This window comes from Sneathiella glossodoripedis JCM 23214, from assembly GCF_000616095.1.
GTDB lineage: Bacteria > Pseudomonadota > Alphaproteobacteria > Sneathiellales > Sneathiellaceae > Sneathiella > Sneathiella glossodoripedis.
The window spans coordinates 262726-275878 of record NZ_BAMS01000003.1; the positions used below are offsets into that span (position 1 = coordinate 262726).

15 protein-coding genes and 1 pseudogene are annotated in these 13153 nt (G+C 46.2%); 7 read left to right on the forward strand and 9 right to left on the reverse strand.

The annotated features are described in order from the left end of the window. Positions 1-7: 7 nt before the first annotated feature. The 6 genes and pseudogenes from JCM23214_RS22645 to pdxH form a co-directional block, all read right to left on the reverse strand. Positions 8-889, reverse strand: a complete 882-nt coding sequence (locus JCM23214_RS22645) for a universal stress protein (RefSeq protein ID WP_025899403.1) — start codon at positions 887-889, stop codon at positions 8-10. A 70-nt stretch (positions 890-959) separates the two neighbouring features. Beyond that, positions 960-1673 (reverse strand): P-loop nucleotide/nucleoside kinase family protein, encoded by a 714-nt coding sequence (locus tag JCM23214_RS13505; protein ID WP_159104365.1) that lies wholly within the window; start codon positions 1671-1673, stop codon positions 960-962. Between the two features lie 11 nt (positions 1674-1684). Next, positions 1685-2536 (reverse strand): hypothetical protein, encoded by an 852-nt coding sequence (locus JCM23214_RS13510; RefSeq protein WP_025899405.1) that lies wholly within the window; start codon positions 2534-2536, stop codon positions 1685-1687. A 2-nt stretch (positions 2537-2538) separates the two neighbouring features. After that, positions 2539-2904, reverse strand: a complete 366-nt coding sequence (locus JCM23214_RS24735) for a cation diffusion facilitator family transporter (protein ID WP_199899602.1) — start codon at positions 2902-2904, stop codon at positions 2539-2541. Then, positions 2838-3460, reverse strand: a pseudogene (locus JCM23214_RS25580) (cation diffusion facilitator family transporter). Before JCM23214_RS25580 ends, JCM23214_RS24735 begins: the two are co-directional and overlap by 67 nt. A 9-nt stretch (positions 3461-3469) precedes the next feature. Next, on the reverse strand, positions 3470-4060 hold the full coding sequence (gene pdxH / locus JCM23214_RS13530) for a pyridoxamine 5'-phosphate oxidase (protein WP_025899409.1): 591 nt from the start codon (positions 4058-4060) through the stop codon (positions 3470-3472). Between the two features lie 194 nt (positions 4061-4254). Between pdxH and JCM23214_RS13540 the strand changes: the two genes are divergently transcribed. From JCM23214_RS13540 to JCM23214_RS13565, 6 genes are all read left to right on the forward strand, one after another. Further along, the gene (locus JCM23214_RS13540) at positions 4255-4734 is read left to right on the forward strand and encodes an RT0821/Lpp0805 family surface protein (protein ID WP_037493607.1); all 480 of its coding nucleotides are present in this window, start codon (positions 4255-4257) and stop codon (positions 4732-4734) included. A gap of 80 nt (positions 4735-4814) precedes the next feature. Continuing rightward, a complete protein-coding gene (locus tag JCM23214_RS20870) occupies positions 4815-5459 on the forward strand; it encodes a tetratricopeptide repeat protein (RefSeq protein ID WP_051548174.1) in 645 nt (214 codons plus the stop codon). Between the two features lie 1116 nt (positions 5460-6575). Beyond that, a complete protein-coding gene (locus JCM23214_RS13550) occupies positions 6576-7493 on the forward strand; it encodes a DnaJ C-terminal domain-containing protein (RefSeq protein WP_025899412.1) in 918 nt (305 codons plus the stop codon). A gap of 95 nt (positions 7494-7588) precedes the next feature. Then, positions 7589-8419: an enoyl-ACP reductase FabI gene (gene fabI / locus JCM23214_RS13555; protein WP_025899413.1), complete on the forward strand. Its 831-nt coding sequence runs from the start codon at positions 7589-7591 to the stop codon at positions 8417-8419. Between the two features lie 17 nt (positions 8420-8436). Next, complete coding sequence (aroC, locus tag JCM23214_RS13560) at positions 8437-9516, forward strand: chorismate synthase (protein WP_025899414.1); 1080 nt, start codon at positions 8437-8439, stop codon at positions 9514-9516. Positions 9517-9638: 122 nt separating this feature from the next. Next, complete coding sequence (locus JCM23214_RS13565; protein ID WP_148301891.1) at positions 9639-10403, forward strand: hypothetical protein; 765 nt, start codon at positions 9639-9641, stop codon at positions 10401-10403. 60 nt (positions 10404-10463) lie between these two features. Here JCM23214_RS13565 and JCM23214_RS13570 read toward each other — a convergent pair whose 3' ends face one another. From JCM23214_RS13570 to JCM23214_RS13580, 3 genes are all read right to left on the reverse strand, one after another. Next, positions 10464-11168 (reverse strand): hypothetical protein, encoded by a 705-nt coding sequence (locus JCM23214_RS13570; protein WP_148301892.1) that lies wholly within the window; start codon positions 11166-11168, stop codon positions 10464-10466. Further along, positions 11078-11425 (reverse strand): hypothetical protein, encoded by a 348-nt coding sequence (locus tag JCM23214_RS23515; RefSeq protein WP_025899417.1) that lies wholly within the window; start codon positions 11423-11425, stop codon positions 11078-11080. The genes JCM23214_RS13570 and JCM23214_RS23515 overlap by 91 nt, the downstream gene beginning before the upstream one ends. 206 nt (positions 11426-11631) lie before the next feature. Then, a complete protein-coding gene (locus JCM23214_RS13580) occupies positions 11632-12525 on the reverse strand; it encodes a LysR family transcriptional regulator (protein ID WP_025899418.1) in 894 nt (297 codons plus the stop codon). 109 nt (positions 12526-12634) lie between these two features. On the opposite strand from JCM23214_RS13580, the gene JCM23214_RS13585 reads away from it, so the two are divergent. Beyond that, on the forward strand, positions 12635-13045 hold the full coding sequence (locus tag JCM23214_RS13585) for a DoxX family protein (protein WP_025899419.1): 411 nt from the start codon (positions 12635-12637) through the stop codon (positions 13043-13045). Positions 13046-13153 lie beyond the last annotated feature (108 nt).

The following is a 13153-nucleotide window of genomic DNA, read 5'->3' on the forward strand; positions in this document are numbered from 1 at the left end:
CTTAGTGTTAGTGAACCAGTAATGTCGGAAGGGAGCAGTTTTCCAGCATTTCACCTGTAACAGCACCAAAAAACAACCTGCGAAGACGGCTTTTTGTATAAGCGCCCATGACGACAAAATCCGCCTCAAATTTACCTGCCGCATCCATTAGTGCCTGTGCAGTTGATTTGCCGCTTCCGCCCTTGATGATACAGCTTTGCGCTTTCACACCATGCAACGCAAGATACCGTAAAGCGTCGTCGGGTCTAATATCTTCGCTAAGATCGTCAACAGCACAAATCAATGAGACGGCAGTCGCATTTTGCAAGAGTGGCAGGGATTGAGTGATGGCGAGACTGGCTTCTACAGATCCATTCCAGATTACAGCGATCCGATCACCGAAATTCTCGCCAAGAGGCTCATCGATAACCAGCACGGGCCTGCCCGTTTCCAATATTGCTGCATTTATGACGAGTTCGTTTTGAGTGTTATCGCTGCTCGTTTTCTTACAAGCGACAATAAGATCAAACATGCGTCCGTATTCAGGAAGGAACTCCTCCTGATTACCAGATATTTCTACAAATCTCCCAGCAGGTGTTGAGAGATTCTGCAGATCCTTTGCATCAACGAGAGGGACACCCACAGCAGCACATTGATCAGTGAAAGTAGAGAGTGCTGTATCGCAGCGATTTTGAACATCCTTATCGGCAAGTTCGATGACACTTTCAATCATTGCGGTTGTCATACCTTCGCCGACAAAAGCCGCTGCGGTACGGGGGTCGCGTTTCACATGCAAGCCATCTACAGCCGCATTGAGGCGTTTTGCAATATTCAGCGCAGAACTGACTGCATTGGCGTCACAGGGCTTGTCGGAGCCATTCAGCGGAACAAGAATTGCTTTAATTGACATGGACACCTCTTCAAATTCGCTATCTGTAATATAGAGTAACAACGAAACTTTTAAAGTCCACAGTTTTCAGTCATTTAATTGAATTTAAGACTGCATTTGTATTTTGCTCAATGGAACCATCTGCGTTAATTATGGTCCAGTCAGTATGTGTGTTGGGTTGTTTTTGAAGTTGCATGTGAAGGACGTCGATGGTGGCATCTGATGCGTCTCGTGTACGTGCGGCAATTCTCTCTTGCATTTTCTCTTTTTCGACCTGTAACCAGAAACCTTGGAAATTTGCGCCTGTAGAAGAGAGCTGTTCTTTAAATAATTTTTGGTCATGTGGCCTATCGAATACCGCATCCAGAATGACCGAATGACCATGTGCTAAAGCAGTTTTTGCAACCTCAAGCATCTTTGTATAAACCTGCTCCGACTGTTGTGGTGTATATGCTGACTGAGGCATTGGCGAAAACTCGTCCCATTCCATAAGTTGCCGCCTGATTTCATCGCTTCTAACTCTTAGCGCACCGGGTGCGTTTGAAATCAAGGGCGCCAAATTCGCCGCAATTGTAGATTTACCGCTTCCTGAAAATCCGCCAACCGCGATTGCTTTTGGCTGCACGTGGCTAAGATATTCTACCGATGCTGCAAGATGAAATCTGGCCTGCTCAGCGTGCAAAGTCTTTGCCTGTTCGGTTGTGGCCTGTGAATACTGGCTTGCTGCGACATGCGCGCGAATGCCCGCTCGCATCGCCATAAAGAACGGGAGACACCGCAAAATGCGTAATTCGCTGGGTTCCATTTGCCAACCCATCATCGGACATACCGGTTGAAAAGCTGATTTGATGTTTTCGTTTGACCGCGCGCAGCAAGGTCCATCAATAGAAAACTTGTATCATAGACAACATCGCCGATAACAAAGTCATCTTCATATTCGATGGCGTCAAAGGGAATAGCAGAGCCGTTGTGCAGACAAATATTTTGTAAATGCAGATCGCCATGGCCGTAGCGAACCCACCCTTTGTTCAATCTTTCAAGTAGAATGTGGGCTGTTTGTGAAAGCTCAGTGTTGAGTAACGTTCTGAACTCTTCGATTAGGCTTTTTGAAAATAGGGTAGGGGAATACTCATGGAGCTGATCAAAATTTCTGGAAATTACCGAGTGAAAATTCGGTGCACTCTCTTGCTCCAGCACTGCCGTTGCTGCTTTGTGAAAACTAACAATTGTATCGCAGAGTTGTTCTGATAGCAGATCCGGAATTTCGTTTTCCCGAATATAGATATCCAGTCGATTTCCATCGGCAAAGCGCTTCATTAGCAAACAGGATTCAGCATCTTTCATTGGTTGCGGGAAAAGCTGAATCCCGTCAGCCGTGAAGCTAATGCTGAAAACTCCTTCATAAAGATCAGCCGCCATCGGTTGGTTCACCTGAAATTCTTTGTTGAGGCAGGCTGTTCTTTTCGCAAGTGTGCTGTAATCCATATGATCGAACAACACTGGCTTTTTGAGTTTTAAAGCTTTTCGTATCCCCAATAACACTGTCGATCCGTGAGTTTCAATTTTTTTGACCTCACTCGCATTCGTGCTGTGGCTATCCCAGACAGAAGGAGAATTCACGAGTGCGTCAATTAACTGGTCATGTTTAGCAAAGGAAAAATCAGGCATCGTTAAGGATTTACGAGTAATTCTTTTGGCGCTGGATCCTGGTGAATCAGTGCTTCTGCGTTGGGGTAAGATTCCAAAATTGCGCCTTCAACAGCTTCAGAAATGTCGTGTGCCTGTTGCAAGTCGAGATCGGGGTGCAGGTCTATATGCATCTGAATGAAAACCTGTTGCCCTGAGCGGCGTGTGCGTAAGTCGTGAACACCCAGCACATCTTCATGACCCATTACAATAGAAATAATGTTTTGTCGTTCTTCAGCGGGAAGCTCTTCATCCATCAGGTCGACAAACGACTGTCGTACAATCAGGTAAGCATTGTAAGCCAGATACAGGGCAATCCCGATCGCGAAGATCGCATCAGCCAGAGCCACTGTAATTGCAGACTAAGTACTATTGCCACGATCACGCTTGCATTCACCAGTAGATCGCCCGCATAGTGAAGTGCATCTGCTGAAATGGCGATGGATTGCGTCTTGCGAATGACGTATCGTTGATACAAAACCAGCGACAAGGTCAGCACAATTGAAATGACCATTACTGTTATGCCGGTTGTTCCAGCTTTCAGCATCACCGGATTGGTAATGCGCTCAATCGCTTGTAAAATCAGAAAAGCTGCGGAGCCGACTATGAAAGCAGCCTGAAATAAACCTGCCAAGCTTCTGCCTTGCCATGGCCAAAGCGATGATCATCGTCAGCGGGAGTTAGCGCATGTCGAACCGCAATCAGATTGACCATTGAGGCGCCAAGATCAAGGAGCGAATCCACCAGTGTTGACAAAACTGCAATCGATCCTGTCGCCAGATAGGCCCAGATTTTAATAATGATCAAAGTACCCGCAACGGTAACGGCAAAATACGTGGCACGGCGCATGAGTTGCGCATTTTGCTCATGGTCGGTGTTTTGCTGAGGGTCAGTATTGGAGGACATCAAAGTGCCTCAAGGGTACAGGACAGCTTTTTGCCACCCTATATCCGTATGCGTGTATTGATTGCGCTCATGAAGCCTGAAGGGTTTGTCCTGCCAGAATTCGATTTTTTTAGGAATTACCCTGAAACCAGACCAATAAGGAGGTCTGGGAACCTCACCAACGGCATATTTAGCGGCATATTTGGCAACCGCAGCTTCCAGTGAAAACCTGCCTTCCATTGGCCTGGATTGTTGGCTGGCCCATGCCCCAATTCGGCTATCTCTTGGCCTGCTGTTAAAATAGGCATCTGCTTCTTCGTCAGAGACTTGCTCCACAGTTCCATTTATGCGTATGCAACGCCTAAGGCTTTTCCAGTGAAAACACAAAGCTGCGTTAGGGTTTTGGAGTAATTCTTGCCCTTTTTGGCTTTCGAAATTTGTGTAAAAAACAAACCCATTTTCATCTACCCCTTTTAACAATACCATTCGAACTGATGGTTCGCCGTCACTATTGACGGTGGCGAGTGACATAGCGTTGGCGTCATTAGGCTCCAAGTTTTCAGCTTCCTGAAGCCAGGAACTAAATTGTGAAATCAGTTCGGGCAGTTGTTTTATTTCCATGGAAACCCCAGATACAAAGGGAAAAGACGAATGTGATTGCGGTAATGTAGTCAATGGACTTCTTTCTGTCGACCTTTCGTCTTATTCAAGCCGCAATCTTGTGAAAAATAACGCTGAATTCGGTTGCATTGTGAGGGCTGGTACATATTTCTCACGTGTCGCTGACACTGACTTTTAAAAAGAGGTTTAAAGAAATGGCTATCCAGAAAACATTGGTCGCGGGTTCAATGGCTGTCATGTTGGTCCTCGGTGGCTGTGCATCCAATGAAGGCAATAGCAAGCAGACAGGCGGTGCGATAATTGGTGGTATCGGTGGTGCGTTGCTGGGTTCAGCTTTTGGAAAGGGAACAGGGCGGTTGGTAGCCGTTGGTGTCGGGACATTGGTTGGCGCCATGATTGGTCAGGAAGTCGGCAAGTCTCTTGATCGTGCAGATCGCGCCGCGATAGATCGTGCAGAAAGACGGGCAACGACAGCTCCGATTGGTGAAACCATTACTTGGGATAACCCCAAAAGTGGCAATAATGGATCCATTACCCCTGTTAGGGAAGGGAAGGATACCAGCGGAAGATACTGCCGCGAATTCCGCCAGACTATCGAGATTGGTGGCCGTTTGGAAGAAGGATATGGAACGGCCTGCCGTCAAGAAGATGGTTCGTGGCAAATTATGTCCTGATTTATCCGCGTTAGGTCTGTATTTTTGATCAGATTTCCCATACAAAGGAGTGAAGCAACTATACAAGACCGACGGGATAGATGTTGAAACTGAATAATTTGCTGGCCAGCAGCGCTATCGCATTAACCTTGGCAATTTTACCGGTTGGGTACACTCATGCCGGATTTGAAGAAGCAGTCAAAGCTTATGAGGCCGGGGATTATGAAACTGCGCTTAAAGAATGGATGATCCTCGCGCAGAAGAATGATCCTGCTGCAATGCGTAATATTGGCCATCTGTACCGCCGCGGCCTTGGTACCGAGCAAAGCTATGAAAAAGCGATGCATTGGTATAAGCGTGCATCCAGTTTTGGTTTTGCGCGAGCTCAGGCGAATGTTGCATCCATGTATTTACGGGGGCAGGGTGTTGAACAGGATTATGTTCAGGCTGCTGACTGGTTTACGAAAGCTGCCCGTAACGGACATGTTATTGCGCAGTATAATCTGGGCTTGATGTATGAGCATGGTAAAGGTGTTGAAAAAAGCGTTAGCAAGGCGCTAGCTGGTATAATCTGGCAGCAAAAGCTGGCCATCCCAAAGCGCTGGACAAATTGTCAGTCCTGGTTGCCAGTGATCCCGACGTCAAAGACATCTCTGCAGCGGATCAGGCGTCTGCCGTTGCCGCTGAGGAGCCGCAACAAGATGTTAAGAGTGCTGACGCTGGGACTAACGGTACGAAAAAAATGACCGCAAAACCAGCAGAAGGTAAAACCGAAAAAGGGAATTCATCTGTAAGTGACGAAGTACAAAAAGTGACGTCGCCTGCTGTATCTGCAGCAGATGTGTCAACAAAAGCTGCAGATACAGCAGTCAAAAAACCTGTTACAAAATCAACTCCAGTACCGTCTTCTGAACCTCTCGCCAAAACGGCCACTCCAAAGAAAATTGACCCGTTTGCGGGTAGTGCAAATAACAATTTACTTGCTGGAGGGCAAAATAACACCCCGGCAGTGGAGACGAAAGGGGCGCCAACGGCATTTAACAGGCAACAAGCAAACACGGCTTCCGTAGCGACGAAAAGTGCAGATTCCACTGGCGGTGATTTAGCTAATAAGCCGCCGGTAGGGGTAAAATCGCAATCTATTCCGGACACGAAAGTTGTTGATACGCGATCTATCGCTTCGAAAGGAAGCGTATCGTCAGAGCAAACAACTTTAAAACCTTCTTTCGTAGAACCGGTTAATTCGGGTGCAGTGCAAGAAAGCGTTACTTCATCTGCACCAACCGAAGTGCCGATAGTAACGCCTTCTGCTGATGTTCCGCCAAAACCAGAGAGCAAAGGTTTCTTTGCATCGCTTAAGTCACTTATTACTGGTGATGATGAGGAGGAAGTTTCATCCACCGCCGTTGCTGAACCGGCTACTGTCGCTGCGGCGCCAGCGTCAGCAATTGTTGCGCCTAAACCCAAAAGTGAACTCAAACCGGTTGAAGTAGTTGTTCCAGGAGCTGGTTTAACAGTTGCGGAGCGACTTGAGATGGCAGAATTGTCCTTCTCTCTGGAGCAGTATCAGCAGGCTTTAAGCGTATGGGCTCCTTTGGCGCAGGAAGGCAATGCGGTCGCGCAGTACCATTTGGGCCAGATGTTTCATGAAGGTTATGCTGTTCCAGTTGATCGTGTGAAAGCTCATTACTGGTGGTCGCTTGCCAAACAAAATGGGTCATCAAAAGCTGCACAGTCTCTTGAACGATTGGAGGCAACACTTACTTTTCTTGAGAAACAGCAGTTGCAGACTGTTAATTAAAAGTACTGATTACTGCTTTATTTAGTTTTCGTTGGTTTTTACTTGGTTGGTAACTGATTAGATGAAAGACTTGTATGCATCACTGGGTGTGAGTAAAGGCGCATCCCAAAGTGAGATAAAATCTGCCTACAGAAAACTGGCTAAAAAATATCATCCCGATGCGAATCCCGGTGATGATAAAGTTGCTGACCGTTTTAAAGAGGTTTCCGCTGCCTATAATATACTAGGTGATGAAACTTTGCGCGCAAAGTACGATCGCGGAGAAATTGACGAAAATGGTCAGGAGAAATTCGCGCATGGTTTCAGTGGAGGCGGTGCACGGCGTAGCTCTGGCGGATTTCATGAGGCGAGCGGAGGCTTTGCTGGTGCAGATGATCTTTTTTCTGAAATTTTTGGCAATTTTCGTCGTGGTGGCGCGCGCAGCAGAGCAACCAAGGGACGCGATCGTACATTTGCGATCGATGTATCGTTTAAAGAAGCCGCTATTGGTGGAACGCGAAGATTGACGCTGGGCGAAGGTGGCAAAACCTTGGACGTTAAGATCCCGGCAGGCATAACTGATGGAAAGCAAATTCGTCTCAAAGGTCAGGGGGAGCCGGGGATATCTGGTGGCCCAGCAGGTGATATTCTAATTAATGTCTCTGTCAAACCTGATGATCTTTTTCAGCGTGATGGCAGAAATATCATATTGGAGTTACCCGTTAGTGTGCCTGAAGCTGTCTTAGGAGCTAAAGTTGAAGTGCCCACTGTTGAGGGACTTGTCAATCTGAAGATTCCGGCAGGCTCCAACACGGGAACAACCCTACGTCTTAAAGGTAAAGGTGTTGGTGCTAAGGGAAGCTCGGACCGGGGTGACCAATTGGTCAGACTGAAAGTTGTTCTTCCGGAAAAACCGGATGCAGAGTTTCAGGACTGGATTTCAAAATGGTCTGAAGAACATCAATATGACGCGCGCTCCAAGTTTGGGCGCAAAGCATGATACTTCATGTATATGCCTTTTGGTTTTGACTGAACTGTCCGGGCGCGATAAATAAAGTAAACACTGAGTTTTGAAAGAGTAACGGGATCACGGGGATGACTACAGGACAGACCGGTCTGATGAGCGGTAAGCGCGGGTTGATTATGGGTGTGGCCAACAACATGTCGCTTGCGTGGGGGATCACCAAGGCATTGCACGCTCAAGGAGCCGAGATCGCTTTCACTTATCAAGGTGAAGCCCTTGAAAAACGGGTCAGGCCTCTGGCTGAAAGTCTTGGCTATGACGTGTTAATGGAATGCGATGTCACTGACGAAGCTTCCATGGATGCTGTATTTGACGAACTTGAACAGAAGTGGGGCAAGATTGATTTTCTGGTTCATGCAATCGGATTTTCGGACAAGCGTGAGTTACGGGGAAATTACTCGGATACAAGCCGTGAAAACTTCCTGATGACCATGGATATATCCTGCTATTCTTTTACTGCAGTTGCCAAACGGGCTTCAAAGCTGATGACAGATGGTGGAAGCATGCTCACATTGACCTATTACGGCGCGGAACGTGTGATGCCGCACTATAATGTAATGGGAGTGGCAAAGGCTGCATTGGAAGCATCCGTGAGGTATCTGGCAGCGGAGATGGGCGGTGATGGTATTCGTGTTAATGCACTTTCTGCAGGACCGATTAAAACCCTTGCTGCATCCGGTATCGGTGATTTCAGATATATTCTGAAATGGAATGAGTATAATGCGCCGCTAAAACGTAACGTTACGATTGATGATGTGGGGGGATCGGCCCTTTACCTTTTGAGCGACTTAAGCTCTGGGGTTACGGGAGAGACGCATCATGTGGATTCCGGTTATCATGTAGTCGGTATGAAGCGCGAAGACGCTCCGGATGTGCCAGCACCACGAATAGAAAAAAGTTAAATCAGGCGGCAGACCTTATGTCATATAACAGTTTTGGTCATATGTTTCGGGTTACAACCTGGGGTGAAAGTCACGGCCCGGCCCTTGGGTGTGTCATTGATGGTTGCCCGTCGTTGATCGAAATCAGTGAAGCAGAAATACAGACTTATTTGGATCGCAGAAAACCGGGACAGAACCGCTTTACAACACAGCGCCGTGAACCGGACGCAGTTAAAATTCTGTCTGGTACTTTTGAAGGAAAAACGACAGGTACACCGATCAGTCTGATGATTGAAAATGTGGATCAGCGGTCCAAGGATTATGGTGACATTGCCGAGAAATTTCGACCCGGTCATGCAGATTTTACGTATCAGAATAAATACGGTATCCGCGATTACCGAGGCGGCGGCAGATCCAGTGCTCGTGAGACAGCGGCTAGGGTAGCCGCGGGCGCGATAGCTCGCAAAGTGCTGGGCGATGATGTAAAAATTAAAGGCTATCTCACTCAAATTGGTGAGCACAAGATTGATTATTCTCGCTTTGACGCGTCGCAGATCGATCAAAACCCCTTTTGGGGACCAGATCCGAAAATGGTGGATGTCTGGGCAGAATATCTTGATGGTATCCGTAAGAGTGGGTCTTCAGTAGGCGCAGTAATTGAGGTTGTCGCTTCAGGCGTGCCCGCAGGTCTCGGCGCGCCAATTTATGGAAAACTGGATTCAGATTTGGCCGGTGCCATGATGACGATCAATGCAGTTAAAGGGGTGGAAATTGGCGAAGGCTTTTCAGCGGCCGCTTTGACAGGGGAAACCAATGCTGATGAAATGTTCAGCGGGAATGAGCAAGGCCCACGATTTGCGAGTAATCATGCAGGCGGTATTTTGGGAGGAATTTCGACTGGGCAGGATATTGTGGTGCGATTTGCAGTCAAACCAACCTCATCGATCCTGAAACCTAGAGCGACCATAACCAAATCCGGTGAGCAGACTGAAATCGTTACTAAAGGTCGTCACGATCCTTGCGTGGGTATTCGTGCTGTGCCTGTTGGTGAAGCTATGATGGCATGTGTTTTGGCCGATCATTTGTTACGCCACAGAGGACAGCAGGGCATTTTCTGAAAAATTTAGATATAATTTTACCGCTCGTTAACCTGAAGTTAAGGGCCTGTAAATAAGATGAAGCTGTTATTTTAGGCTTTAGAATGAAGCCTTACCCTCTTAAAAAGAGAAAGGTACAGCTTATGTCTGACTTGATAGCGGGGTTTTCCGCCTCGTCTTCCTATAGCTCTCTGGCTTCGGCGACTAGTTATAGTAATCCCTACAGGGGAATTTCCCACACCTCGACCTCGCTAGCTCAGGAGGCTTCATTTAGCTTTGATGCAGTTATCGCAGAAAGTCACAGTAATCCCATCGTCTCATTGCCATTTGAGGAGGGTGAAAAGGATGCGGATGACATGCTGGACATGCTCGCAGAAAAGCTGGAGGGGTTCCTGGAGCCATTTGGGCACAAAGGTGAAGAACTTGCTGAGATAATTAATACGGCTCTGGAGTCACTAGCTGATCTTGTGAGTGATACCTCGGTGGATCAGGCATCACTGTCAATCGATATTCGATTGGCACGTGTTGAAGAAACCTATAGTTCAGGCTCACTCGGGAGTGCCGGGGTTTTCAGTGGTTTTGCACTGGAAGTCAGTGTCGCGACCGAAACAGTTGATTACGATCCAAACCGGGCGACCGTCATAAATACGGCTGGATCGACGGTTGAATTTACCCAGACCCAAATGATCGAAGGGCATAAATATGGTGTTTTCCGACGAGAGGCACCTGCTGTAAATAGTTTTGCTGAGAAAAACAGTGAGGCTATGGAGCAGGCTAAGGAAATTATCGAATTTCTAAAGGAAACACGTAAACAGCTTAAAGCCTTTACTCATGACGAAGAGCGTGGATATCGTCTTCAGTTGGGGCACATGATGAAGGATTTTCATCATCATCGTGTAAGCGCTTAAGCATCACTTTATTTGAGGAGGCAAAAGTTTCTTCGCCTCCTCAACGATCTGCTTTGAAAACTAAAATTGGAAATTAATGCTAATACGGGCACCTGCGGAATATGATAATCCGTCAGTGCTGATTTTGGCTTCATCTCCAGAAAATTCTGGCATATCAATATATGGCGTTCCAGAAGTAGCGGAGCCGTAGAGATCTACGCCAAAGGAGACATTTTCAATCTGTTTCACAATGCCGACTTCAAGCTTTCCTTCATAAACAATTGATGTCTTTGAATCCCTGACTGTCAGTCTGTCGGCGAAGGAGGAAATTGCACTATCTTTGTCCTGAATGACGCGCATGTCGGTGTCTGCACCCATTATTTTGGCAGATGGCTTAAATCCAAAACTCCAGCCGTTGTAATTTGGGGACTGAATATTAAGGGAAACTTGTGCACCATACATGTGCGATTCTAAATCTCCGTCAAAAACATTGCGTCTGGTCGATACATCAAAATCACTATCCTGATCATATTCCTGTTCGAAATAACGACCAACTAAACCAATTTCAGGGAATAGCGACCAAGAATCTGCGGGTGCCTTTGTGAAACCCTTGAAGCTAAGGTTTAGGTCAGCAAGCTCATAATCGTTTGTTGAATACCATGTCGCGTCAACCCAGCGGCTACCGACGGTACCATCTACCGCCAACAGGCTGTTTGCGTTAGTACCTGTAATACGGTCAGATGCGCTTGAGGAGCCTTTGAAATATCCAAAATCCAATGACAACATTGATTTTGCCCAAAAATGCCATTGCTGAAAACACTGTCACTGGGTAGAGCGTAAGAAATTCCTGCGTTGCCGCCAATCAGGAGAGTTGACTTATCTGTGGATGTTTTAGTTGGCGCTAAGTAATCGACAGCATAAGTGGTTGCTTGATTCCACTGATGATGAACACCCGTATCAAGAGAAAATGTAAATTTTTCCTCAGCCGTGGCATTTAGAGAGAAAACGGCAAACAATGAAACAATGGCAAGGTTTTTATACACTACAAACTCCGAAAGCTACTGATCCTGATTTCAGTTTTTAAGAAACCAAGGCGGATAATTTCAACTAAAAGTTAGCGGGCAATGTATTTAAAATTTGTTTGATATACAACAAATTTATGGATATTTTTTTATTTTTTGAGTATTAGTTTTACATACTTTTTTTAATTCTAAAAAATACTTATATTGATAAGTGTCGTTTCAGCTGATTATAAGCCTCGTCTGGCTTCTTCTCGTATTAACCTGGCAAGCAGCTCAACACCAGGTCCAGCATTTTCCCCCTTTGATGTAACCAGATACAGCGTGGCTGCACGGGCAAGCTCACCTTCTGTTTGAATTTGTTTTATCTGATGGTCTGGGCAACTCGTTTTAAGGAAATGTTCGGGCATCCAACAGAAACCATCTCCTGATAAGAGGATCTCACGCGCATGATAGAAGTCACTAACCGTCCATCTTTTTTCTGCCCGCAGCCATCCCGTGGGCATTTTGCGTGCCACTGTGCCAGTATCCTTAATTACGATCTGTAAATGCTCAATTAAGTCCCGTTGTGTTGCCGGTTGCGCCATTTTGTTAAGTGGGTGATCCTTATGGGCGAAAGGCAATAAGGTGACTGTTAAAAGCGGTGTTCCAATAAAGCCCGATGGTACAATGGGTGTGATCACAATATCTGCCTCAGCAGTTTCAATCATCTCCATTGCGCCAGAAAGGACGACGTCCAGTATTCGAAGCCGCGTGATATGATTTGTTTTATGAAAATGCTTTAATGCCGGTTGTAGCAGGGATTTTGGGAAAATGTTTTCGACAGCGACAGTAATTTCGCTTTCCCATCCGCGAGAGAGTTTAACTGCAAGTTCCTCGATTTCCAGAGATTCCTGCAACAATCGTTTGGCTCTTCGGTGGATGACTTCACCGATTTTTGTCAATACCGGGGTTTTGCCATCGATGACCAGAAGATCAACCCCCAACTGTTGCTGTATTTTGGCAACCGCATGATGTAGTGAAGAATGACTGCGGTTCAGCGCTTTCGCCGCTTTATAATATCCCCCGTGCTCAATTACAGCGTCAAAAATTGCCCATTGGGATAGTGATATGCGTCCGATCATCGTATTATGTCTATAAATTAGAATATATTAGTCGAAATTTAACAATTTTATTCTGAAAAAGTAAATTTAAATTCAGATCACACGTAATTATTATCGAAGGTGAATTGGGATGACTGACAAACTCGTACCCGTATCTGAAGTTCTTGGCCGGATTTTATTAGCGGCTTTGTTTATTCCCGCAGGTTTTTCAAAGATCAGCGGATATGAGGGCACTCAGGGCTATATGGAGGCCATGGGCGTACCCGGCATGTTACTACCACTTGTTATTCTATTTGAAATTGGAGGTGGTTTGTTACTTATCGCAGGCTATCAAACGCGCTTGATTGCGGCGGCACTTGCAGGCTTTTGTGTTGTTTCTGGATTTATTTTTCACTTTCAACCCGCTGATCAAATTCAGATGATCCTGTTTATGAAAAACATTGCTATTGCTGGTGGTTTTTTGTTGCTCGTTGCCCATGGTGCCGGTGATTATAGTTTGGATGTTAAATTAAAACATCGCAAATTCCCTCTACAAGCATAATCACTAGGCTTCAGGAAAACAGGGCCGAACTGTTTAGGTGCCGGCCTTTTTATGTGAATTTTAAATGGAAAGAAGGTTCTTTATTTTCAACTCTAAATAAATTAGACT